The 22,192-nt window shown below is 59.2% G+C and carries 17 protein-coding genes; 11 read left to right on the top strand and 6 right to left on the bottom strand.

Annotation, left to right across the window (positions count from 1 at the left end; translation table 11 throughout):
* Positions 1-9 precede the first annotated feature (9 nt).
* From M2103_RS03830 to M2103_RS03800, 7 genes are all read left to right on the top strand, one after another.
* Positions 10-1,062, top strand: coding sequence for a metallophosphoesterase (locus M2103_RS03830; protein WP_277508850.1), 1,053 nt, complete (start codon positions 10-12; stop codon positions 1,060-1,062).
* A 204-nt stretch (positions 1,063-1,266) separates the two neighbouring features.
* The gene (locus M2103_RS03825; protein WP_277508848.1) at positions 1,267-2,817 is read left to right on the top strand and encodes an arylsulfatase; all 1,551 of its coding nucleotides are present in this window, start codon (positions 1,267-1,269) and stop codon (positions 2,815-2,817) included.
* A 22-nt stretch (positions 2,818-2,839) separates the two neighbouring features.
* Positions 2,840-4,318, top strand: a complete 1,479-nt coding sequence (locus tag M2103_RS03820) for a sulfatase-like hydrolase/transferase (RefSeq protein WP_277508847.1) — start codon at positions 2,840-2,842, stop codon at positions 4,316-4,318.
* 105 nt (positions 4,319-4,423) lie between these two features.
* On the top strand, positions 4,424-5,986 hold the full coding sequence (locus M2103_RS03815; RefSeq protein ID WP_277508846.1) for a sulfatase: 1,563 nt from the start codon (positions 4,424-4,426) through the stop codon (positions 5,984-5,986).
* Between the two features lie 516 nt (positions 5,987-6,502).
* A complete protein-coding gene (locus tag M2103_RS03810) occupies positions 6,503-6,628 on the top strand; it encodes a hypothetical protein (protein WP_277508845.1) in 126 nt (41 codons plus the stop codon).
* Between the two features lie 64 nt (positions 6,629-6,692).
* Positions 6,693-8,354, top strand: coding sequence for a sodium ion-translocating decarboxylase subunit beta (locus M2103_RS03805; RefSeq protein ID WP_277508844.1), 1,662 nt, complete (start codon positions 6,693-6,695; stop codon positions 8,352-8,354).
* 12 nt (positions 8,355-8,366) lie between these two features.
* A complete protein-coding gene (locus tag M2103_RS03800; RefSeq protein WP_277508843.1) occupies positions 8,367-8,624 on the top strand; it encodes a hypothetical protein in 258 nt (85 codons plus the stop codon).
* A gap of 94 nt (positions 8,625-8,718) precedes the next feature.
* Here the strand turns inward: M2103_RS03800 and surE are convergent, their stop codons facing one another.
* On the bottom strand, positions 8,719-9,510 hold the full coding sequence (gene surE / locus M2103_RS03795) for a 5'/3'-nucleotidase SurE (RefSeq protein ID WP_277508842.1): 792 nt from the start codon (positions 9,508-9,510) through the stop codon (positions 8,719-8,721).
* Between the two features lie 961 nt (positions 9,511-10,471).
* On the opposite strand from surE, the gene M2103_RS03790 reads away from it, so the two are divergent.
* Entirely contained in the window at positions 10,472-11,161 is a 690-nt protein-coding gene (locus M2103_RS03790; protein WP_277508841.1) for a hypothetical protein, read from the top strand.
* A gap of 257 nt (positions 11,162-11,418) precedes the next feature.
* Here the strand turns inward: M2103_RS03790 and M2103_RS03785 are convergent, their stop codons facing one another.
* The 3 genes from M2103_RS03785 to M2103_RS03775 all read right to left on the bottom strand — a co-directional run bounded on the left by M2103_RS03785 (position 11,419) and on the right by M2103_RS03775 (position 14,923).
* A complete protein-coding gene (locus M2103_RS03785; RefSeq protein WP_277508840.1) occupies positions 11,419-11,724 on the bottom strand; it encodes a GNAT family N-acetyltransferase in 306 nt (101 codons plus the stop codon).
* A gap of 62 nt (positions 11,725-11,786) precedes the next feature.
* Positions 11,787-13,298: an MFS transporter gene (locus M2103_RS03780; RefSeq protein WP_277508839.1), complete on the bottom strand. Its 1,512-nt coding sequence runs from the start codon at positions 13,296-13,298 to the stop codon at positions 11,787-11,789.
* 53 nt (positions 13,299-13,351) lie between these two features.
* Positions 13,352-14,923, bottom strand: coding sequence for an MFS transporter (locus M2103_RS03775; RefSeq protein WP_277508836.1), 1,572 nt, complete (start codon positions 14,921-14,923; stop codon positions 13,352-13,354).
* 653 nt (positions 14,924-15,576) lie between these two features.
* Here M2103_RS03775 and M2103_RS03770 point away from each other — a divergent pair.
* A complete protein-coding gene (locus tag M2103_RS03770) occupies positions 15,577-15,915 on the top strand; it encodes a P-II family nitrogen regulator (protein ID WP_108825702.1) in 339 nt (112 codons plus the stop codon).
* Positions 15,916-16,094: 179 nt separating this feature from the next.
* Positions 16,095-16,433: a P-II family nitrogen regulator gene (locus tag M2103_RS03765; protein ID WP_277508835.1), complete on the top strand. Its 339-nt coding sequence runs from the start codon at positions 16,095-16,097 to the stop codon at positions 16,431-16,433.
* A gap of 12 nt (positions 16,434-16,445) precedes the next feature.
* Here the strand turns inward: M2103_RS03765 and M2103_RS03760 are convergent, their stop codons facing one another.
* Positions 16,446-19,679 carry a protein kinase gene (locus M2103_RS03760; protein ID WP_277508834.1) on the bottom strand — a complete coding sequence of 1,078 codons (3,234 nt, stop codon included), beginning with the start codon at positions 19,677-19,679 and terminating at the stop codon, positions 16,446-16,448.
* A 70-nt stretch (positions 19,680-19,749) separates the two neighbouring features.
* Complete coding sequence (locus M2103_RS03755; protein WP_277508833.1) at positions 19,750-20,484, bottom strand: sigma-70 family RNA polymerase sigma factor; 735 nt, start codon at positions 20,482-20,484, stop codon at positions 19,750-19,752.
* Positions 20,485-20,797: 313 nt separating this feature from the next.
* Between M2103_RS03755 and M2103_RS03750 the strand changes: the two genes are divergently transcribed.
* On the top strand, positions 20,798-22,150 hold the full coding sequence (locus M2103_RS03750) for an MFS transporter (protein ID WP_277508832.1): 1,353 nt from the start codon (positions 20,798-20,800) through the stop codon (positions 22,148-22,150).
* The last annotated feature ends 42 nt before the right edge of the window (positions 22,151-22,192 follow it).

Below are 22,192 nucleotides of genomic sequence, written 5' to 3'. Positions count from 1 at the left end.
TCATATACCATGAAACGCATCATCTCCCTCGTCGCGCTCCTCGTGACATTCAGCCTTCAGCCCTTCAGCCTTTCAGCCTTTTCCTCCAACTACCGCTCGCCCGCCCCCGCCGGCGCGTGGACGCTTGCCGTGCTTCCCGACACGCAAGGTTACACCGACGGCTTTCCGGATGTGTTCACGTGCCAGACACGCTGGATCGCCGCCAACCGCGACGCGCGCAACATCAAGTTCGTCCTTCAAGCCGGCGACATCACCAACCGCAACACCCACCCGCAATGGCTCGCCGCGCGCCATTCGATGGATGTGCTCTTCAAGGCCAAGGTCCCCTTCGTGCTCGTGCCCGGCAACCACGACGTCGGCGTCTGGGGCGCGTCCAAGAAAGTGCCCAACCACAAACGCGACACGCTCATGAACGGCTACTTCCTCTCCGCCGACTACAAGTATTCGGTCAAGCGCGGTTACTTCGAGCCCCACCACATGGAAAACACCTATCAAACCTTCAACACCCCGTGGGGCTCGTTTCTCGTGCTGGCGCTTGAGTTTTTCCCGCGCAACGCCGTCATCGACTGGGCCAACACCATCGTTGAAAAATTTCCCGACCACAAAGTCATCCTCCTCACGCACGCCTACCTCTACCACGACGACAGCCGCTACGACCGCGCCACCGACAAGGCCGTCAAGCGCGTCGCCCCCGTCACCGGCTACGAAACCAACAAGCACCCCGACGGCTCCAACGACGGCGAGGACATGTGGAAAAAACTCGTCTCCAAGCACCCCAATTTCCTCTTCGTGATCAGCGGCCACGTCCTCGGCGACGGCACAGGCTACCTCGTGAGCAAGGGCGAGCACGGCAACGACGTGCACCAGATGATGGTCAACTACCAGCCCGGCACCGTCCCCGACCGCGGCCATGGCGGCGCCGGATTCCTTCGCCTGCTCGAGTTCCAGCCCGACGGAAAAACGATCAAAGTCGCCAGCTACTCCCCCTTCTTCGACCAATGGCTCGAGGACGCCGACCAGCAATACACCATCACCCTCCGCGAATCGATTGCGGTGAAATAATAACATCTCATCAAGGGTAGGGCGGCCTCGCCGAGGCCGCCGCGTTTATCCTCCGTAATCTTCGGCGCGGTCGGCGAGCGCGCCCTAGCTAACTCGAAGCAAACTCACTTCAAATCCTTTGCGCTTCTTGTGCCTCTTTGCGGCTATTCTTGTTAACCATTCTGTGAAACAAACCGCCGCCGCAAAATAACCATCCCAAATCCCATGAACAAAAAGAAACTCGCAACCGCCGCCGCGCTCTCCTTGTGCGCCGGCGCCTTGGCCGCGGGCGCGGCAAGTCCCCAAAAGCCGAACGTCATTTATATCTATTTCGACGACCTGGGATACGGCGAGCTGGGATGCTACGGGCAGGAAAAAATTCGCACGCCGAACATCGACCGGGTCGCCGCCGAGGGAATGCGTTTCACCCGTCACTACACGACATTCCCAGTGAGCGCGCCCGCCCGCTGCGGGTTGATGACGGGGCGGCATTCGGGGCACGCGCATGTCCGGGGCAACTACGAATTCGGCGGACACACCGACGATGAGGAAGGCGGCAACATGCCCCTGCCCGAGGGCTCGATGACCATTGCACGCGTCATGAAGCAGGCCGGTTACGCCACCGCCGCGATTGGCAAGTGGGGCCTCGGATTCAGGAACACCAGCGGCGATCCGCTCCGCCACGGCTTCGATTATTTTTATGGTTATTACGACCAGAAGCAGGCGCAGAATCATTACCCGACGCACCTCTGGGAAAACGGAAACCGCGTGCCGCTCAAAAACAAACCCATCCGCCTGCACTCAAAATTCAACCTGCCCCCGAACGCGCCCGACTCCGATTTCGACGCCTTCACCGGCGAGGATTATTCGCTCGACCGGATGGTGGACAAAACCCTCGGCTACATAAAAGCCAACAAGGACCGCCCCTTTTTCCTCTACCTGCCCTACACGCCGCCGCACGTTTCGTTGCAGTGCAAAAAAGAGGCGATCGCCGAATACATCGGACAATTCCCGGAGGAGACGCCGTATCTGAAAGGCAACTACGTGCCCAGCAAACATCCGCTCTCCACCTACGCGGCGATGATCACCCACGCCGACAAACAAGTGGGCAAAATACTCGCGCTGTTGAAGGAGCTTGGCCTGGACGAAAACACAATCGTCATGATCAGCAGCGACAACGGCGCCACCGCGAACCAGGGCGGCGCGCAAACCGAATTCTTCGATTCCACCGGCGGCCTGCGCGGACGAAAACGCGACCTCTACGAAGGCGGCATTCGCATTCCCTTTATCGTGCGCTGGCCCGGCAAGGTTGCGAAAGGCTCCGTGTGCGACCTCGTCTCCGCGCAATACGACATGCTTGCCACGCTGGGCGAATTGACCGGCGCGCGGGGTGATTGGGAAACCGACGGGATTTCCATTTTGCCGACACTGCTCGGCGCGCGCGAAAAACAAACGCCGCGCGAATACCTCTACTTCGAGTTCACGGAAAAAACGGGGCAAATCGCCATCATCAAGGACGGGCGCTGGAAAGGCGTGAAAAGCAACATGCACGAAGGCCCCGGCACGTGGGAGATTTTCGACCTGCATCAGGATCGTGAAGAGCAAACCGACCTCTCCGCGCGCCATTCCGAAATGATAAACCGTTTCGAACAAATAATAACAAACGAGCACTGGCAGCCGACATTGCGCGAATGGGAGTTTATCAACCCCAAATTCCTCAACGTGCCGGCGCTGGCGCCCAAGCCCAAAAAGTCACAGTCAAAAACCCAAAAATAACAACCCGACCCAAAACAACAAAATGAACATGGCAAACCTCCCCAACTCGCCCGCCGCCGGCGTGGCGCTGTCCCTCTCGCTCGCGTGCGCCGCCGCGTCGCAGGCCTCCGCCGCGCCCCAGCAAACCCGCGCCGCCGCCCCCCGACCAAACGTGATTGTGCTTCTCGCCGACGACATGCGCGCGGGAACCATTCGCGCGCTCGGGCACCCCGAGCTCATAACGCCCAACCTCGACGCACTCGCCGAGGCCGGCGTGGCGTTCACCCGCGCCTACAACATGGGCGGACTGACCGGCGCGGTGTGCATGCCCAGCCGCGCCATGCTCATGACCGGCAGAACCATGTTCGGACTCGACGGCAACGGCCAGACCATCAACAAACAGCACACGCTGCTCGGCGAGGTTTTTGCCAAAAACGGCTACGCCACCCACGGCATCGGCAAGTGGCACAACGGCACCGCGTCCTTCAACCGCTCCTTCGCCGGCGGCGCCGAAATATTGTTCGGCGGCATGACCTACAACCAGTTTGAAATCCCCCTCGCGCATTACGACAAGACGGGCAAATACGACAAATTCGAATGGGCGCGGGACCGCAGGCAAGTTTGCGACCACGTTTACAGCAACCGCCACTCGGCCGAGATATTCGCCGACGCCGCGGTTGACTTTATAAAAAGCAACGAGGCCGCCAGCCGGCCGTTCTTCATGTATGTCGCGTTCACCACGCCGCACGACCCGAGGCAGGTGCCGCAAAAATACTACGCGATGTATGACGGCAAGGACGCGGCGAAACTCCCGAAAAACTTCCTGCCCGAGCACCCCTTCGACAACGGGCACATGACGGGCCGCGACGAACGCCTGCTCGGATGGCCGCGCGGCAAGCGCGCCGTGCGCGCCGAAATCCGCGACTATTACGCCACGATCAGCCACCTCGACGCGCAAGTGGGCCGCATTATTGAGGCCCTGAAAAAAAGCGGCCAGTATGAGAACACCATCATCGTGTTCTCCGCGGACAACGGCCTGGCCGTCGGGCAACACGGGCTGATGGGCAAGCAAAGCCTGTATGAGCACAGCATCGGAATCCCCATGATCTGGGCCGGCCCCGGCATCGCCAAAAACGCCAAAAGCGAGGCGCGCTGCTACCTCATGGACGTGTATCCGACCCTCTGTGAAAAACTCGGCTTCACGATTCCCTCCTCCGTGCAGACGGAAAGTTTTGCCAAGACCCTCGCGAATCCGGCGCGGGCGCACCGCGGCGGCATGTATTTCGCGTTCCGCCAGTTCCAGCGCGCGTATTCCGACGGGAAATACAAGCTGATCGAATACAACGTCAAAAACACACGAACCACGCAGCTCTTCGAAATCACCGCGGACCCGCTCGAAATGGAAAACCTCGCCGGCAAACCCGAATACGCCGGCAAGGTGAAAACCATGCGCGACCACCTGCTCGCCGCCCGTCCGGCGGGCGATGAAAAAATGGATTTCTGGAAAGGTTTCGCCTTTTGATTTTGGTAGGGCGAACCCTCCGGGTGAGCCGAGACAGTGAACGGCTCACCGGGACGGCTCGCCCTACCCATGGTATCGTAAACAATCCACATCGCTTCCCTCTGCATGAACCTCAGCCGCCTCAAATACCTTGGCCTTCTGCCCTTGCTGGCATCCGTCGGCGCGCAACCGCTCAAAAGCCAGCCGCAATCGCTCGACCTGCCGCGCATTCCCAACGCGGGGACTCCGCGAAATGTTGTTTTTATATTAAGCGACGACCACCGGCACGATTTCATGGGCTTCATGAAACGCCTCCCCTGGCTTGAGACGCCCAACATGGATCGCATGGCGCGCGAAGGGGCGCATTTGCGAAACGCCTTTGTCACCACCTCGCTCTGCTCGCCAAGCCGCGCCTCGATTCTCACCGGCATGTATTCGCACCAGCACACCGTCGTGGACAACGCCGCGCCCGTGCCCGGGAACCTCGTGTTTTTCCCGCAATACCTGCAAAAAGCCGGATACCGGACTGCCTTTTTTGGCAAATGGCACATGGGAAAAGCCACCGCCGCGCCCCGCCCGGGCTTCGACCACTGGGAAAGTTTTCGCGGACAGGGGAAGTATTACGGCGTCACGCTCAACATTAACGGCAAACCGACCAAGTATGATGACAAAACATACACCACGGACCTGCTGACCGAGCACGCAATCAATTGGATGAAGGAACAGCAAAACAGCGGGCGTCCGTTTTTTGTTTATCTCTCCCACAAGGCGGTGCACAGCAATTTTTCCCCCGCCGCGCGTCACGCCGGTTGTTATGCCGGCAAGGAGGTGCCGCTTCCCCGCTCGTATAAGACCCCCAATTATGGCACGCCCGCGCTCCCCAGCACGGACGCCAAAACCGGCGCGCCCGCCGGCGGCGCGGCTTATTACGGCGAGACCATGCATCCCGACTGGTTGAAAGCGCAGCGCGAAAGCCATCACGGCGTGGATTACGCGTATCACGGCAGACATCCGTGGAAGGACGAGGTTGTTCGCTATTGCGAAACCCTGCGCGCCCTGGATGACAGCATCGGCAGTGTGATCGCATACCTTAAGGAAGCCGGCCTGTATGAATCGACGCTTGTGATCTACATGGGCGACAACGGATTCTCCTGGGGCGAGCACGGCGTTATCGACAAGCGCCACTTTTACGAGGAATCCGTGCGCGTTCCCATGCTCGCCACCTGCCCCGAGTTGTTCCGTGACGGACAGGTTGTTGAAAACATGATCCAAAACACCGACATCGCCCCGACCATCCTTGAACTCGCCGGCCTGCAAAAACCGGGGCACATGGTGGGCTCCTCATTCGTGCCCCTGCTAAAAGGCAAACAAACGCCATGGCGCGACCGCATCTTTTACGAATACTACTGGGAGTATAATCATCCCGAAACCCCGACAATGCACGGCGTGCGCACCGACAGATACAAACTCGTGCGCTATTACGGCATCTGGGACTGCAACGAGTTTTACGACCTGCAAAACGACCCCGACGAAATGCGCAACCTGATCGCCGCTCCCGAGCACCAGGCGCTCATCAAGCAGCTCACGGGGGAACTCTACGACTGGCTCGAATCGACCGGCGGCATGTCAATCCCGCTAAAGCGCACCGTGCGCCCCCATGCCGACCATCGAAACAAAGGCACGTATTAGATCAGTTTAAATAAAGCTGAGGCTGTATCCGCGTTGGGTAGGGCGAACCGTCCCCGGTGAGCCGGTAATGTTGCGGCTCACCGGGACGGTTCGCCCTGCCTCAAATGCGACAGGATAAACCTAAAAAACTCTAAAAATTGGGATGCGTCGCCGAGCTTCAGTGACTCATGGCGACCCAACTCCGTTGCGAACGCCTCTCCTTTGTGGCGAAACCCAACCATGGTTCGGGAGCGTGCCGGGATTGTGTTCGCATGAATGCAAGATGGCCGTGACGCGGATTTGCCACTTTGCGTAGCGAGGGCGTTCACTGCCAGATAACGCGGCAAATTGCCCTGGCGTGACGCCCGCGCGTGTCAGTAGCAAAAATCAACGCTTCCAACACAATTGGTAATACCTCGCTGTTTTCCATGGGAAAAAATGCATTTTCCCATTTCATCTCGTAAAAGAATAGGTCATAACTTTCTCTAATTTTCTCAAATTTTGACCTCCCAAACCTCTTTTTAAACACCGTTTTTTATGCAACCAGTCATCTATGCCGCCATTATTTATGGAATTGCAGCAGTCATAGCCATGCTTGTGGCTGTGCTTATTAGCGTGTCATTTCGCGCTTTACGTATTTTTACGGGAAAAAAGAAAGGCTGATTTACCGCACGCATCCGCGCCAATAACCCATTATGACCCGCCAATAGTTTTCATTTTTTAGACAATGCAATTTTCAGATATTCTCAACATCTTCCAAGGCATCACGACGCTCTTCGACTCGCCCTCGCACATCATGATCGGCCGCATCGGGCTGATTCTAATCGGCGGGGTGCTCGTTTATTTGGGCAAAAAGGGCACGCTCGAGCCGTTGCTCATGATTCCGATGGGGCTCGGCATGGTCGCCGTCAATGCGGGCGTGCTTTTCATGCCCAGTCAGATGGCGGAAACCGTCACCCGCGGCTCGCTCGAGTCAAACGTCGCCGAATACATTTCCATCACGACCAATGTCGAGGCGGCCTACACGGAGGACGGAAAGGTGATCGTGACCGGTCCCGAGGCCGCCGCGGCCGCGCACAATCTCGCGTTTCTCTCGCGCCCGGACAAAAAGAGCGCGGCCAACGGAGTCGACGTCACCTACTCGATCAACGGGAAACTTTTCACAACGGGCAAGAGCGCCGGCACCGCAATCGAAAGCTCCCCGATCGGCGCGAATCGCCAGGGGTTGGAGCCCTCGGCGCCCATCGGCCAGCAGCCGCGCGAGCGGGTTGAGCTTGCCTTTACCGGCGCGAACGGAGGCGAGGCGTTCAAGCAGCTCGAGACCATGCATGCCGGCCGAGTGCAATATCTCGCCGACATGGACAAGGCGCAGTCCGGCGAAATGCCGGGCAACCTCATGATTGCGCCGCTTGTGCAGCAGCCGAAGGAATTGATGGACATGCAGCAGATCACGGCGCTGCAGCCGATCTACACGTTCGCGTTTGGCAACAGCCTGATCGCGTGTCTCGTGTTCATGGGCATTGGCGTGTTGCTCGACGTGGGCTTCCTTCTGGCTCGTCCGTTTTTGAGCATGTTCATCGCGCTGGCGTGCGAGTTTGGCACGATCATCACCTTTCCAATCGCCAAGGCGCTCGGCTTTTCCTTCGGCGAGGCCGCATCAATCGCGCTCGTCGGCTGCGCGGACGGCCCCATGGTGCTCTTCGCATCACTCAATCTTGCCAAGCACATGTTTGTGCCGATCACGGTCGTCGCTTATCTGTATCTCGGCCTGGCCTACGGCGGATATCCCTACCTGATCCGCTTGCTCGTGCCTGCCAAGCTGCGCGGGATCAAGCTCCCGCAGCGTCCCGTCGTGAAAATCACCGCGGGTGAAAAACTCGCCTTCGCGGTGGCCGGTTGCGGCGTGCTCTGCCTGCTGTTTCCCTCGGCCGCTCCGCTTTTCCTCTCGCTCTTCCTCGGCGTCGCCGTCCGCGAGGCGGGCCTGAAAGTGTTCACGGTCATGATTGAAAACGTGTTCCTCTACGGCGCGACCATGTTCCTGGGCCTGTTGCTCGGCGTGCTTTGCGAAGCCTCGACGATTCTCAACCCGAAAGTCGTGATGCTCCTCGTGCTCGGCATCCTCGCGCTGTTGCTCTCCGGCGTCGGCGGCATCTGCGGCGGTTACATCCTCTACATCGTGAGCGGTCGCAAAATCAACCCGGTGATCGGCATCTCGGGTGTCAGTTGCGTGCCCACGACCGCGAAGGTCGCGCAAAAGGAAGTCTCCAAGGTCAATCCGAACTCGATCATTCTGCCCGAGGCGCTCGGTGCCAATATCTCCGGCGTTATCACCTCGGCGATCATCACCGGCATCTACGTGACGCTGATTCCCATCCTCGAAAAACTCTGAGGCTGATTGCGAATGACCCGCCGCACCAAAACGGCGCTTTACTGGATAATCGGAATCGCCACATCCCTCGCGGGCGTGGCGATTGTCCGTCTGGTGGCTCCACAATTTGACGCAAAACCCTCCGCGATACTCGGATCGATCGGGCACATCGTCGCGCTCGGCGGGCTTGTCGTGATCGCCTTCGGTGTGCGCCAGCGCGTGTGGGCGCAAAGCGTGGAAAACGGCGCGGAAACCAAATCCGATTCAGAAAAACCGGACGATTCCCCGTAGGGGCGCACCTTGCGTGCGCCCTCGTATTCGAAGGACGATCTGCATGCGCAACCGCAAAGCGGGCGGGCGCGGAAGGCGCGCGCCAGGCTCGCAACTACGCCTTTTCCGGCATCCGCCCGATCTTCGTGTAATCAAGCACGGTGTGGCTGATCTGCTTCGCGGCGAGCGCGGCGCGATCCGTGAGCGGGCCGCCGGGCGGGTCGATTATTTCGCCGAGGGTGAACAGAAAACGATGCGTGCCATCGTCCGCCTGCGGGCTGAAAATCTCGGGCACAATCACGCGCGCGGGCACGGTGCGTTTCACCTCGGTGTGCGGGCGGCAAGGGTAGGGGAAGTTCAGGTTGTGCACGATAAAACTGCGCGACGGCGTGTCGCGCGCGAGCTCGGGAATCATCCGCGCGGCATGGGCCGCGGAGTGTTTTAGTGTTTCCCCGACCTCGGGCTCGGGCGGGGTGCCGGGCTCCTTGATCTTGTCGAAAACCTCGAAGGGCAAATCTTGCGAAATCGCGATTCCCGGCAAACCGTGCAACGCGCCCTCCCACGCGCCGCCTATGGTGCCGCTCGCGAGGATGAAGCCGAGCGATGCGTTGAACCCGACGTTAAAGCCGCTGATCACCGCGTCAGGATATTCCGGCAGTATGTGCGCGAGCGCGATATTCACGCAATCGCTCGGCGTGCCGGTGACCGTCCACGTCGGGCATCCCAGGCCGCGATCCGCCTGCTCGAGCGTGACCGGGCGATGCCGGGATTTCGACGCGCCGATCCAGCTCTGCTCGGTTTTCGGGGCGACAACCCAGAGGTCGTGACCCGCCTCGCGCAAGGCGTGCGCGATGACATGAAGAAAAGGGCAGTCGAGACTGTCGTCGTTGGTGAGAAGAAAACGCATGGTGCCAAAGCTAAAGCGTGTTTTTGCAAAAAAGAAGGCTGGAGTTTCCTCCGCGTTCGTGAGGGCGAAAAGGTCGCGGGACACTCCAGAGGTTGCGCTTGTCAATGGCTGCGGACGGCGCAATCTTTCTGTGCATGCCCTCTTGCACCGTCAAAAATCCGCCCGCTATGCGCGCTTCGCAAAACCACGATGTGCTGAAGGTTTGTTGTTTTCATAAAGGAATGTCTCGCTGTCGCAATGAGCAATGATGAAAAATTAACAAGTCTCGGATTGCCCTGTTTTTTGCCCCTACTGCAGATATTCTTAAAACTGCGGTTGCGACCTTGAATGACTTTTTGATTGGGCACTATTCCAAGCCCCAGCGATTTGAAATATTTTTCAACCTTGTTACACTCAAATATTGATTTTAATAATAAAATTTATAGCATATTTATCGTTTCTTGTGTATTGTATTAGTATAATATGCACAGGTTTCAATCGTGGATATTTTCCTGTGGGTAGATCGAGCAAGAAATTGCTAAAAAACAAAAAACTTAACGCATTAATTGATGTTGAGAATAATTGGAAAATTGGTAAAAATAACCGCCCAATATGGTATTGGGTTATAATATTAGGCCATATACTCATCGCTTTTTTTCTTTGCTGCCAACTCTTGGGTGTTGCGAAATCGTTATAAATGAAAGTTATTGCGGGTCGAATTGATATTCACGGGAGGGGCAAAAGTGGCCGGGCCGAGTTTTGTTGATTTTTGAGGATTGTCAGAGGGAGGGGCGAAAAGGTCGCGGGGCACTCCAGAAGTTGCGCTTGTCAATGACTGCGGACGGCGCAATCTTTCTGAGCATTCCCCCTTGCACCGTCAAAAGTCCGCCCGCTGTTATGCTATAGATTCAAAAACAGGAAACACTCTTGTTGATGATTACTAATTTAATTTATGTTACACAAAGCAATAATATATATATCCATGTCCTTGATTTCTCTTCAGGTTTGCAGGGCTAAGGAAACATGGACTGTGGAAATTGCCGCAATGGCGGCGTTGACTGGTAATCTATGTCTTTATGATTATCAAAAGCCTTCCGCTCTAGTTATTAGCGGAAGAAATTATGTCATGGAAAATGCCAAAGAGGTTAATAGGCATGTGTCAGATATGTTAGATGGTGAATATGCTGTAGTATTTCTTAAAAGAAATTTTTCAGTGCCCTTGCTTGCTGTTATGACAGAAAAAAACGATCCTGACGGATCTCTTGCATTGGTCGAAAAATATCGCCATATATTAAATGAATCCATTCAGCGAGAAACTTTAAAAACAGCCCCGGAGGACATGTCAACTAGATCAGATAATGCAAATCTCTACTTAACATCATTAATGGCAAAGAAAGAAACGGTTGATGATTATTTATATATCCGCCTAAAAGCAGGTATTAATCCCAATAACGAATATGTCATATCATTTTATTTAAATCGCAAGCAGATTGAAGAGTATATAGAAAATCCAGAAATTTGGAATTTCAGTAAGAGCATGATTGAAAAACAGGACAATCAATATATAAAATCAAATAAAATTATATTTGTAATATGTATTGTTATACCAATAATTGGTATCGGTGCTTTACTTCTGTTTAAGAAAGCAAGGTGCAAATGTGGCAACCAATAGCAACGAGTGTGCCAAGATTTTGGCCAGGAGCTATTTTATGGGAAACGCCGAGCCAGGCTCCTCGTGCAAGAGGAAGTCAAAAACGGGTCAATCCGAGACTTGTTAACAAAAACTTGAAATTGGACGGAAGGAGATGAAAAAGGGAAAGGGCGGAGATTTTGTTGATTTTCCTCATCAACCGCAACGTGAGCGAATGCGGTTCGCCGGTGGGCCAACGCTATAAGACTCCTGGCGTTATCCTCCGTGACCGCTGCGTCCTACGCCAGCAAATCGCCGAACTCCGCGTGGTGCAGTTCGATGAATTTTGCCACATATGAGCACTGGGGCTTGACACGGCGGCCTTGCGCACGTGCGTCGGCCAGGGCGGCGCGCACCAATTTTTCCGCCACGCCCTTGCCTCGCATTTCGGGCGGCACGAACGTGTGCGTGAAGATCATCCGGTTGGTTTGCGGCTCCAGCACATATTCGAGCACGGATGGCTCGCCCGCGTTTGGCGGCGTCAGTTCGTAGCGGGACTTGGCCGCGTTGTGCCTTACCGGTTCATGAGCATTGGTGTCATTCATGGCTCAAAACTTGCCACGCACTTGCGGCATTCGCAAATGCGCAGATCAATAAACGGATCGTGTCACGCATCCATGTCCGCCCAGCGGCGGGCCATGCGGGCGAAGATGAATAGGCCGATGGCGGAGACCACGCCGAGGATGGCGAAGGGCACCCAGACGTGGATGTTTGGCGAATAGGTCTCCCACAGCATGCGCGTGGCGGCGGGGGCGTCGAGGCCGGTGAGTTCTTGCAACTTGGCCATCGCGTCCGTGCGGGCGATGCCGAGGGTCTCCGAGAGGTTTGTCACATCGCCGTCCCAGTTTTTGCCTTCGCCGAACGGTGTTTTTTCCGCGATGTAGCGGAGGGCGAGCATGGCTTTTTCGCCATAGTGACCGTAAACATAACCGGCCATGATCGAGCCGGCCCAGGTGCCGATGCCGGCGGGGATGTTGTTGTAACCGAGGTAGAGGCCTTTTTTGCCGGGCGGGGCGATGAGGGCGAGGTATTCGTTTTGCTTGGGGCCGACGGTCATTTCGCCGAAGGAGAAGAAGAGGATGCCGATGAGGAGCGTCCAGAGACTCATGGTCGAGCCGGCGACCAGGAGGCCGATGGTGAGCACGACCATGCCCATGAGCATGGCACTGAGGGTGCGCATGCGGCGGGTGAGGTAGCCGACGAGAACAACGCCGCAGATGATCGAGAACGAGTTGAGCCCGAGGATGATTTGCTGGGGGATCTGCGGGCCGCGCGCCGTTTGCTCGATGAGTTTGCTTTGGATGAAATCGGGCAGGTTGGCCTGCAGCCATGCCGCCTGGGCGGAGCCGTCGACCCAGTCTGCGATGACGTTGGGCTGGAGATCCCAGAGTTGCATCATCATCGCCCAGAACCCGGACATGAGGAGCATCCAGCAAATGAGGCGCGGCTCGAAAATGTTGGCGATGGTGCGCTTGAGGACGGAGACGACGGACTCGGTCTTCGACGCGCCGGAGGGGACGTCCTTGAGCTTGACGAGGAGGATGAGGTTGAGGCCGGTGAACGCGGCGGAGGTGAGGAACACATTGCGCCAGGCTTCGGCGGAGTTGTTGCCGGCCACGAGGATGATGGTGGGGATGAAGTGGGCGACAAACGCGCCTATGTTCACGACCCAGTAGAAGAGGCTCCATCCGACCGAGGAGGTTTCCTTGGTGAGGGTGTTTGCGAGCGCGCCCTGGATGCCGGGCTTAAAAAACGCGGTGCCGCTGGCGAGCACTATGATGGAGACCAAAAACGCGGTGTAGTTGCTGACAAAGCCGACATCGCGCATGAAGCCGATCATGAGGTAGCCGACCATCATCATGGTGATGGCGAACGACAGGGTTTTTTTGTAACCAAAACGATCCGCGATGCCGCCGGTGAGGATGGGGAGCAGGGATTGAAAGAGAGCCCAGATGCCATAGATGGCGCCCTTGTCGGCGGCGGTGAGATGCAGGCCGCCGGGATTGTCGGCCTGCATAATGTAAATCGGGGCGACGACGCGCAGGTTGTAGAACGCGAGGCGTTCGCCCATTTCGATGACGTTGAGCAGCCAGAAGGTGCCGGGGAATTTCTTGAGCATGATTTGGAGCGGAAGTGGAGGAGTGGGTGCGAGGGGAGGGGGGGAGGAATTTTTTATGCGTTCATGTCCGACCAGCGGCGGGCCATGCGGGCGAAGATGGCAAGGGCGATCACGGAAACCGCGCCAACCGCGGCGAAGGGAATCCAGACGTTGACGTTTGGCGAGTAGGTGTCCCAGAGCAGGCGCGTGGCGGTGGCGGCGTCAAGGCCGGTGAGTTCCTGCAATTTTGCCATCGCCTCGGGGCGGGCAATGCCGAGTGTTTCCTCCAGCACCATCACGTCGCCGTTCCAGTTTTTGCCGGAGCCGAATGGTGTTTTTTCGGCGATGTAGCGGAGCGCGAGCATGGCTTTTTCGCCGTAGTGCCCGTAAACGTAACCGGCCAGCTTTGAACCGACAAAAATGCCGATGCCGGTGGGGATGTTAACATAGCCGAGGTAGAGGCCTTTTTTGCCGGGCGGGGCGATGAGCGCGAGGTATTCGCTTTTCTTGGGGCCGACGGTCATTTCGCCGAGCGAGAAAAACACAATGCCGAAGAGCAGCATCCAGAGGCTCATTGTCCATCCGGCGACCAGGAGGCCCACGACCACCATCGCCATGCCGATGAGCATGGCGGAGAGCGTGCGCATGCGGCGGGTGAGGTAGCCGACAAGAACAACGCCGCAGATGATTGAAAGGGAGTTGAGCCCGAGAAGGATTTGCTGGGGGATTTGCGGGCCGCGCGCGGTTTCCTCAATGAGGTTGCCGTGAATGAACGCGGGCGCGTTTTCCTGTATCCAGCGGGCCTGCGCCGAGCTGTCCACCCAGTCGGCGATGACATTGGGCTGCAGATCCCAGAGCTGATACATCATCAGCCAGAAACCGGACATGATCGCGAGCCAGCACAGGAGGCGCGGCTCGAAGACGTTTTTGAGCGTGCGCCAGAGCACGCTGAGAATCGGCTCGGTTTGCGATGCGCCGGTGGGCACGTCCTTGAGGCGGGTGAGTAAAACGAGGTTGAAGCCGGTGAAAACCGCGGACGCGAGGAAGACGTTGCGCCACGCCTCGGCGGAGTTTCCTCCCATGACGAGGAGGACCGTCGGAATAAAGTGCCCGATGAGCGCGCCGACATTGACGACCCAATAAAAAAGGCTCCAGCCGATCGATGAATTTTCCTTGGTGAGGGTGTTTGCGAGCGCGCCCTGGATGCCGGGCTTGAAGAACGCCGTGCCGGTGGCCAGCACCATGATCGACCAGAAGAAGGCGGTGTAATTGCTGACAAAATTGATGTCGCGCATGAAGGCGATCAGCAGATAGCCGATCATCATTGTGGTAATCGCACCGAAGAGTGTTTTTTTGTAGCCAAAACGGTCGGCGAGTCCGCCGGTGACGATGGGCAGCAGCGATTGGAATATCGCCCACCATGCGTAAATGGTGCCCTTGTCGGCGGCGGTCAGGTGCAGGCCGCCGGGATTGTCGGCTTGCATGATGTAGATCGGCGCGACGACGCGCAGGTTGTAGTAGGCGAGGCGCTCGCCCATCTCAATCGTGTTGAGGAGCCAGAACGTGCCTGGGAATCGCTTGCGTTTTTGGGGGAGGTCGTGGGCGGGGGCGGACGGGGCGGACGGCTCCGCATTTGTGGAGGACATGCTGGCTTGGGTTGAGGTTGGTCTTTTAAAGCGCAAGACCGTGGCGAACCAATCCGGCATGGGCAAGGGAAAGAATCCGCGAAAGCATTGCCCAAGAACGATTGTTTGACTGAAAAAGTGGTCGTGCGCGCGGGGTGAGCCCGGTGTGACCGGAACGGTTTTGCAAACCGGGGAAATTTAGGCGGCGAGACGGAATCGCGCACTTCCCTGAAAACAACTATTTGGCGGGGCAAAATTCGAAACCAATTCCGGTTTTTCGAGTCTAACATTTCGGTTGAAGCAAAAGGCACAAACAGCGCGAAGATCGATTGCCGATAGTGGTCGGAAGCAGACAGGTTGGTTGAAAGACAAAACGCCGGGCTGGAAGGCAGAGAGGTCAAGGTTCAGGAATCCCCGGCCGGCGCAAACGGACAGCACACACATGCAGAGATACAGTGATAGGCAGCCGAACCTCGCGAATTCAAAACGTGCGAAATCGCACTCACAGCCCTCTTCGATCCGCCCCTCCGGCGCATACCGGAGGGGTTGTTATTTGGGGGCGGTTTGCAAAACAGGCGAAAAAATCCCGTTTTTGAGGTCTGCGTGCTTGCGCTGGTTGGCTCGTGTGATTCCATTCAATATCTGTTCGCAGCAAAACTAGACCATTCACCATTATGAAACTCATTATTGCGATTATTAAACCGTTCAAGCTGGAGGAAGTTAAGGATGCGCTCGCCGAAATCGGCGTCGAGGGCATGACCGTCACCGAGGTCAAGGGTTTCGGGCGCCAAAAAGGCCACACCGAAATCTACCGCGGAAGTGAATACACGGTCGATTTTCTGCCCAAGGTGAAAGTCGAGATCGTGGTCACTGATGAGATCAAGGACAAGGTTGTCGCCACCATCCAAAAGGCGGCCAAGACCGGCAAAATCGGCGACGGCAAGGTGTTTGTCCTTCCCGTCGATGAAGTCGTGCGCATCCGCACCGACGAGCGCGGCGACGCGGCGGTCTGATTCTGGGCCCCTATTCATTTTTTGCGGCGCGCCCGGATATTTCCGCGCGCGCCTTTTTTGTTTTTTGCGAACTGGCGAAAGCTGGCATCAATAATGCTTTGCGCGCGAGGGAGCATGGCGCAAAATCCCTTTTTCCCGCATCCCCGCACGGTGGATTGCCAGCACAAACCCGCACAAAAATGAAATACATCATCGCAATCATCAAACCCTTCAAACTGGAGGATGTTAAGACCGCGCTCGCCGACATTGGCGTTGACGGCATGACGGTCATCGAGGCCAAGGGCTTCGGGCGTCAGAAAGGGCACACCGAAATCTATCGCGGCAGCGAATACACGGTCGATTTTCTGCCCAAGGCGAAAATCGAGGTCGCCGTCAGCGACGACATGGCCGCCAAGGTTGTCAAAACCATCGAGGCCTCGGCCAAGACCGGCAAGATCGGCGATGGAAAAATCTTCGTGCTGCCTGTCGGGCAAATCACACGCATCCGCACCGGGGAGCAAGGCGACGCGGCCTTGTGATTTGCCGCGCGCTCACTGCGCCGGATCGCCCCAGTCGAGGTTGTATTTGGCGAGCGCGGCGCGCAGGTTGCGCAGATTCCAGAGGTGGACGACGCCGTCGCTTTCGTGGATCGCCAGCAGGCCCCCGTCGTGGTTGAAGGCCATCTTGGGAATCTGGCTCGGCCCGCCGGGCGGTGTGAGCTTGATGACGGGTGTTTCGTAGTTGACGCCTTGATACAGCCATATGTCGCGCTGCACGGGGACGCAAAGATAGCGTCCGTCCGCGGAGAGGTTGTAGGCGAAGAGTCCGGAAAAAACGGGCGCGGTGGAAACCGGTTCGAGCGACTGAAAATCCCAGATGTGAAAACCGCGCGCGCCGCGGCTCGATGAAAAGATGCGTTTCCCATCGTGCGAGAATCGCACGAGGCCGCCTTGTCCGCCTTCGAGTTCGGTGATTTGCGTTCCGGTTTCGACGTTCCAGAGTTGAAGGCGTTTCGAGTCCGGCCGGTCGCCTTGCGCGGCGCAGGTGGTGACGAGCGTTTTGCGGTCGGCGGAGAGCGCGGCGTCCCACGCCTCGGTTTGCACCCGGATGCGGCGGGGTTTGCCCGCCGCGGGCGAGAGCGGCCAGAGCAAGGCGATTCCCTGGCTGCGATGCGTGAGGATGGCGTGTTGCGCGCTGGAGCCAAAGTCGCTGAGGGTGAATCCTTTTTCCGTCATGAGCTTGACAGGGGCGCCGAGGGGATTGTCCGCAGCGTTTGTGTCAAAGGGATAACTTGTCAGGCCGGTGTTGCGGCTGGCCACGAGCATCGAGCGCCCATCGGGCGTGAAGAGCGCCGAGGTTTCGGTTTCGGGGCCGGGGCGCAGGACCGCGGCGAGACGGTTGCGTTGCAGGTTCCAAAGGTGAACCGCCTCGCGCGTCGAGGTGACGAGCCAGCGCGAGTCGGGCGAAAAATCGACGCCGGCGGTGATGACGGACATGCTGGCGTTGCCCGGCGGGGTGAAGGTGAGACAGATGTCATCGCCGGTTGCGATTTCGAGGATGGACACCGTTGCGCTGAAATCGCCCGTGGCAAGGCGCGCGCCGTCGTTCGAGAAGCGCAGAACGGGTTCGTCGCCGTGGCCGGCCAGGGTGACGAGGCGCGTGCCGCGCTCGGAATCCCAGAGGATGATGGTCTTGTCAACCGAGGTGGACGCGAGGAGGCGTCCGTCGGGCGAGTAGGCCACGTGGTGGACGCGGTCCCGGTGGCCGCCGAGAACGCGGTCGCATTCGCCGGTGGCGGTGTTCCAGAGGTAGATGTTTGTGTCGAGGCAGGCCACGGCGAGGCGCGAGCCGTCGGGCTCCCATGCGAGTGAAATGACCCGCGCGGGATGTTGAAACGCATGCAGGACTTTTCCGGTGGCGGTGTCGCGAATCTCGGCGGTCGATGTGCTGCGGTTGGAGACGGCGAGGCGTTTGTCGGAGGAGTCGAAGGCGAGGGCGAGCGGGCCGCGGGGGAGGGGGAGGCGCGCGGTTTCGCGCCCGGCGTCGTTTATGTCGTGCAACGTGTAGCCGCCGTCGGGCAATTCGATGGCGGCGGTTTTCCCGTCGTGCGAAAACGCGCAGCCAAACCAGAATCGCGAGCTCATGTAGGGGCGGCTGCGCGGGGTGCGGTTTTCGAGCTCAAACGCGAGCCGGCGCTCGCGCGCGTCCCACACGCGAATGTGGCCGCTGTAATGGCGCGACGCGGTGTGGCGCCCGTCGGGTGAAAATTCCGAGAGCGAGATGATGGACTGGCCCGTGCCGGGAAAACGCGCGAGCTCGGAGTTGTCGGCGGTGCTTCGGAGCGAGACCTCCCGGCTGGCGGTGCAGACGGCGTAGTATTCGAGCGAGGGGGCGAAGGCGATGGCGTAGGCTTGCGAGGGGCGCGCCTCGAGGGTGCGCTCGACGCGGATGTCGGTGAGGGCGAGGAGCGCGGCGGCTTCGTTGCGGAGCTCGTCGGTGATGCGTATGGCGGCGGCCTGCCGGAGGACGTCGAGGCCGTCGAAGCGGTGGCCCGCCTTTCCCGTTTGCCGCCCGAGGCGCATTTGCATGAGGAGCGAATTGTGAAGCTGGTTCTGGGCGGATTCCTCGGCGTGGAGGGCCCGGTCGCGTTGCGCGGTAATGTCAATGGCGTAACGCACGCTGCTGATGGCAATGGTGGCGAGCAGGAGGATGATGCCGGCGGTGAGCGAGGTGACGACGGGCTGGCGGCGGCAGAAGCGCCAGAACTGGCCGGCGAGGTTGGGCGGGCTGGCCATCACGGGGCGGCCCGCGAGGTAGTTGCCGAGGTCGTCGGCGAGATCGGCGGCGCTGTTGTAGCGCTCGGCGGGGTTGTGCGCGAGGCACTTCATGCAGAGCGTGCCGAGGTCGCGGGGGATGGCGGGATTGAGCGTGCGGGGCTGGGGAGGCGGGCCTTTGGAGAGGTTGTCGATGACATCAAGCGGGGTCTTGCCGATGGCGGGCGGGCGGCCGGTGAGCAGTTCGTAGAGAATTGCGCCGAGGCCGTAGATGTCGGCGGCGAGGGTGATCTCGCCGGAGGTGCCCTTGACGAGCTCGGGCGCGAGGTAGTTTGGCGTGCCGATGGCCGTGGTGTGGCATGCGTCGTCGCCGTCGGCGTTCATGAATTTCGCGATGCCGAAGTCGGCGATGTAGGGTTCGCCGTTGGCGTCGAGAAGTATGTTGCCCGGCTTGAGGTCGCGGTGGATGACGCCGCGCTGGTGGGCGTAAAACACGGCGCGCGCGAGTTTGGCGACGAGCCGGGCGGTGTCGCGGGGTTTGCCGCGATAGGCGTCCATATTTTTCGCGAGCGAGCCGCGCTCGGCGAGTTTCATGCTGAAGTAGGGGATGCCTTCGTGTTGGCCCACCTCATACATTGGCATGATGTTCGGGTGGTCGAGGTTGGCGATGGCGCGCACTTCGATCTCGAATCGGCGGAGCATTTCCGGGGTCCGCAGCAGAAAGAGCTGGAGCATCTTGAGCGCGACGATGCGGTTCGATTCGCACTCGCGCGCGCGATATACGATGCTCATGCCGCCGTGTCCGATTTCCTCCTCCATCACGAAGTGTCCGAAGTTGCCCTGTTCGGCGGGCGAGGGAAGGGCGAAGGGGGACTGGGTGTCGACGGTTTCGTCGGTGATGTCGAGCGCGGCGTCGAGCAGGCAGACGCGGCATAGGGGCGGCATGCCGCCGACGGGGGGCGGCATCGGGTTATGGCAACGCGGGCAGGTGCTGGCGGGTGTAAAGTCCAAGGGGGGAGTGTGGCTGGTTCACCGGGGATATTGGGATTTTTCCCCGGATGGTTGCGGTTTTGTTTTGGAGTCAGGAAACGAGGGCCTGGCGCAGGTTGCGCATTTCCTCGTCGATTTCGAGCGGTGTGCCGACGGTGCCGGCGATTTCGCGTCGCAGGTGCGCGCGGAACTTTACGCGGAGGCGGTGCAGTTGCGCCTTGAAGGCCGAGGCGGTGATGCCAAGCGCGGCGCTGGCGTCGTCGTAGGACTGCGCGCTGTCGCCGGTGAGGAACGGCGCCATGATGTCGAATGCCGCGCCGTCGCCGGTCCCGGCGAACTCGGCGCGCAGATTGGCGAGCGCGTGGTCGATGACGGCGAGCGCCCACTGGCGTTCGTAGATTTTTTCGGGGGTGAGCGTGGTGGAGTCCGCGGCGTAGTGGGTTTCGGCGATGTTTTCGTCGAGCGAAAGCATGGGCGCGCCGCCGCCGCGTTTTTGGGCGTTGGCGCGGTCGCGCAGGCCGTTTTGGTAATGTTTTAATCCGCCGATGAGAAAGGTGCGGAATTTTCCGCGCGTGGGCGTGGCGTTTGCGTAGGTGCGGTTGGCGAGGAGTGACTCAAAGAAACCTTGGACGAGGTCGCGCGCGCTGTGCGGTTCGAGTCCCTGGCGGCGCGCGAAGGCGTAGAGGGGTGTCCAGTAGTTGCGGCAGAGTTGCGTGAGCGCGTCGCGCGCGCCGGGTTGCTGTGATTGCGCGGCGGCGTAAACAACATTCCACTGGGTCGTGGCGAAAACTGCGCAAGTGGGGTTGTTTGAGTGAGGTGATTGCATGAAGTCGCAAAGATTATTTTTATGTAACAGCGCATTTGTTACGGGAGTGAGTTGTTTCATGAAAGCTATTTTCGCAAAAAATATAAATATGGCGGACGGCTCGCGTCCGCATCCGCGGTTCGAAAACATTTTTCAGGCGCGCCGCTTTGTTTGCCCCCTCCGCTGTTGTTCTCGCGGCATGTCATTCCGCGATGTCGCCATGCGCGTTACGGAGCGCCGGCCGGAAGCGCGCTTGCGCGCGTTGTTTTTCGGCGGATGGGAAAATAATGGCTAGCAGTTTTGGGGGCGCGGGGGCATGGTTCGCGGTTTATTTATGAGCTTCACGCCCGCAACGCTTCCGAACGGAAAACCCATTAACGAACGTCTCACGTTGTTCGTGCTGGCGGCGGTGCAGTTCACGCACATCCTCGATTTTATGATCATGCAGCCGCTCGGCTCGCGGCTGATGGCGGTGTTTTCAATCACGCCGGGGCAGTTCACGAGACTGGTCGCCGTTTACGGGCTCGCGGCGGCGGTCTCGGGGTTTCTGGCGGGTTTTGTGCTCGATCGTGTGAATCGCAAGCACGCGCTGCTCACGCTTTACGGCGGGTTTGCGCTGTCCACGTTGTGCTGCGCGCTGGCGCCGACGTATTGGGCGCTGCTTGCGGCGCGTTGCGCGGCGGGCGCCTTTGGCGGCGTGGCGAGCTCGGTGGTCGTGGCGATGGTGGGCGACATCATACCGCCGGAGCAGCGCGGGCGCGCGATGGCCATTGTGGGCGCGGCGTTTCCGCTGGCGTCGATCATGGGCATTCCGCTCGGCCTCAAGCTCACGGGGGCGTTTGAGTGGCACGCGCCGTTTTTCATGCTCGTGGGGATGAGCGCGATCGTGTTTGGCGTGGGTGTGAAAACCCTGCCGTCGATCCAGGCGTTTGCGCCGGCGTCGAATCCGTGGGGGCAAATGCGCGACATCGTCACGCACCCGGTTCACAGGCGCTGTTTCGTGCTGACGATCGCGCTGGTTTTTGGCGGCGCGTCGGTGATCCCGCTCATGGCTCCCGCGATGGTGGCCAATGCCGGCATCCCCGAGGACGACTTGTTTCTCATCTACCTGTGCGGCGGCGCGGTGACGTTCATGACCACGCCGCTCATCGGCCGCTGGACGGATCGTTGCGACAAGGTGCGGCTGATTGGGGTTTTTTCGGCCATCGCCATCTGCGCGGTGGTGCTTCTCACGAACCTGCCGCGCGTGTCGCTGGTGCCGGCGTTGATGGCGGCGACGTTTTTCACAACGACGATGTCGTCGCGCTTCGGCCCGACGATGGCGATGATCGCCAACGCCGTCGAGGCGCGCTATCGCGGAGGTTTCATGAGCGTGAACGCGGCGGTGCAGCAGGCGGGCGGCGGACTCGCGACGATGTGCGCGGGATTGCTTGTTTCGAGCGACCCGGAGACGGGTCGCCTCGTCGGGTATTCGTATGTCGGCATCATGTCGGTGTTTTTCATGGGCGTCACCTACTTGCTGGCGCGACGCCTGGCCTCCGCCGCACCGTGGGCCGCGCGGCCGGGGCAGCACAAGGGACCCGTCGTGATGGGCGCGGGCACGCTTCTGAACCGCCTCGCGAGCGCCGCCGATGAGCGCTCCGCCGCAAATAATCAAAATGCGGACGATGCAGGCGGGCGGCCATAGCGCGAAGCCGCGCCGCGGGGCGTTACTCGGGATTGACGCGCG

This window comes from Ereboglobus sp. PH5-5, from assembly GCF_029504805.1.
Classification (GTDB): domain Bacteria; phylum Verrucomicrobiota; class Verrucomicrobiia; order Opitutales; family Opitutaceae; genus Ereboglobus.
This window is presented reverse-complemented; position numbering and strand designations above follow the sequence as displayed.

What these genes read in the sequence shown, in the direction of transcription:
- M2103_RS03830 (WP_277508850.1), top strand. Translation starts at nt 10, where the DNA reads ATGAAACGCATCATCTCCCTCGTCGCGCTCCTCGTGACATTCAGCCTT.
- M2103_RS03825 (WP_277508848.1), top strand. Translation starts at nt 1,267, where the DNA reads ATGAACAAAAAGAAACTCGCAACCGCCGCCGCGCTCTCCTTGTGCGCC.
- M2103_RS03820 (WP_277508847.1), top strand. Translation starts at nt 2,840, where the DNA reads ATGAACATGGCAAACCTCCCCAACTCGCCCGCCGCCGGCGTGGCGCTG.
- M2103_RS03815 (WP_277508846.1), top strand. Translation starts at nt 4,424, where the DNA reads ATGAACCTCAGCCGCCTCAAATACCTTGGCCTTCTGCCCTTGCTGGCA.
- M2103_RS03810 (WP_277508845.1), top strand. Translation starts at nt 6,503, where the DNA reads ATGCAACCAGTCATCTATGCCGCCATTATTTATGGAATTGCAGCAGTC.
- M2103_RS03805 (WP_277508844.1), top strand. Translation starts at nt 6,693, where the DNA reads ATGCAATTTTCAGATATTCTCAACATCTTCCAAGGCATCACGACGCTC.
- M2103_RS03800 (WP_277508843.1), top strand. Translation starts at nt 8,367, where the DNA reads ATGACCCGCCGCACCAAAACGGCGCTTTACTGGATAATCGGAATCGCC.
- surE (WP_277508842.1), bottom strand. Translation starts at nt 9,510, where the DNA reads ATGCGTTTTCTTCTCACCAACGACGACAGTCTCGACTGCCCTTTTCTT.
- M2103_RS03790 (WP_277508841.1), top strand. Translation starts at nt 10,472, where the DNA reads ATGTCCTTGATTTCTCTTCAGGTTTGCAGGGCTAAGGAAACATGGACT.
- M2103_RS03785 (WP_277508840.1), bottom strand. Translation starts at nt 11,724, where the DNA reads ATGAATGACACCAATGCTCATGAACCGGTAAGGCACAACGCGGCCAAG.
- M2103_RS03780 (WP_277508839.1), bottom strand. Translation starts at nt 13,298, where the DNA reads ATGCTCAAGAAATTCCCCGGCACCTTCTGGCTGCTCAACGTCATCGAA.
- M2103_RS03775 (WP_277508836.1), bottom strand. Translation starts at nt 14,923, where the DNA reads ATGTCCTCCACAAATGCGGAGCCGTCCGCCCCGTCCGCCCCCGCCCAC.
- M2103_RS03770 (WP_108825702.1), top strand. Translation starts at nt 15,577, where the DNA reads ATGAAACTCATTATTGCGATTATTAAACCGTTCAAGCTGGAGGAAGTT.
- M2103_RS03765 (WP_277508835.1), top strand. Translation starts at nt 16,095, where the DNA reads ATGAAATACATCATCGCAATCATCAAACCCTTCAAACTGGAGGATGTT.
- M2103_RS03755 (WP_277508833.1), bottom strand. Translation starts at nt 20,484, where the DNA reads ATGCAATCACCTCACTCAAACAACCCCACTTGCGCAGTTTTCGCCACG.
- M2103_RS03750 (WP_277508832.1), top strand. Translation starts at nt 20,798, where the DNA reads ATGAGCTTCACGCCCGCAACGCTTCCGAACGGAAAACCCATTAACGAA.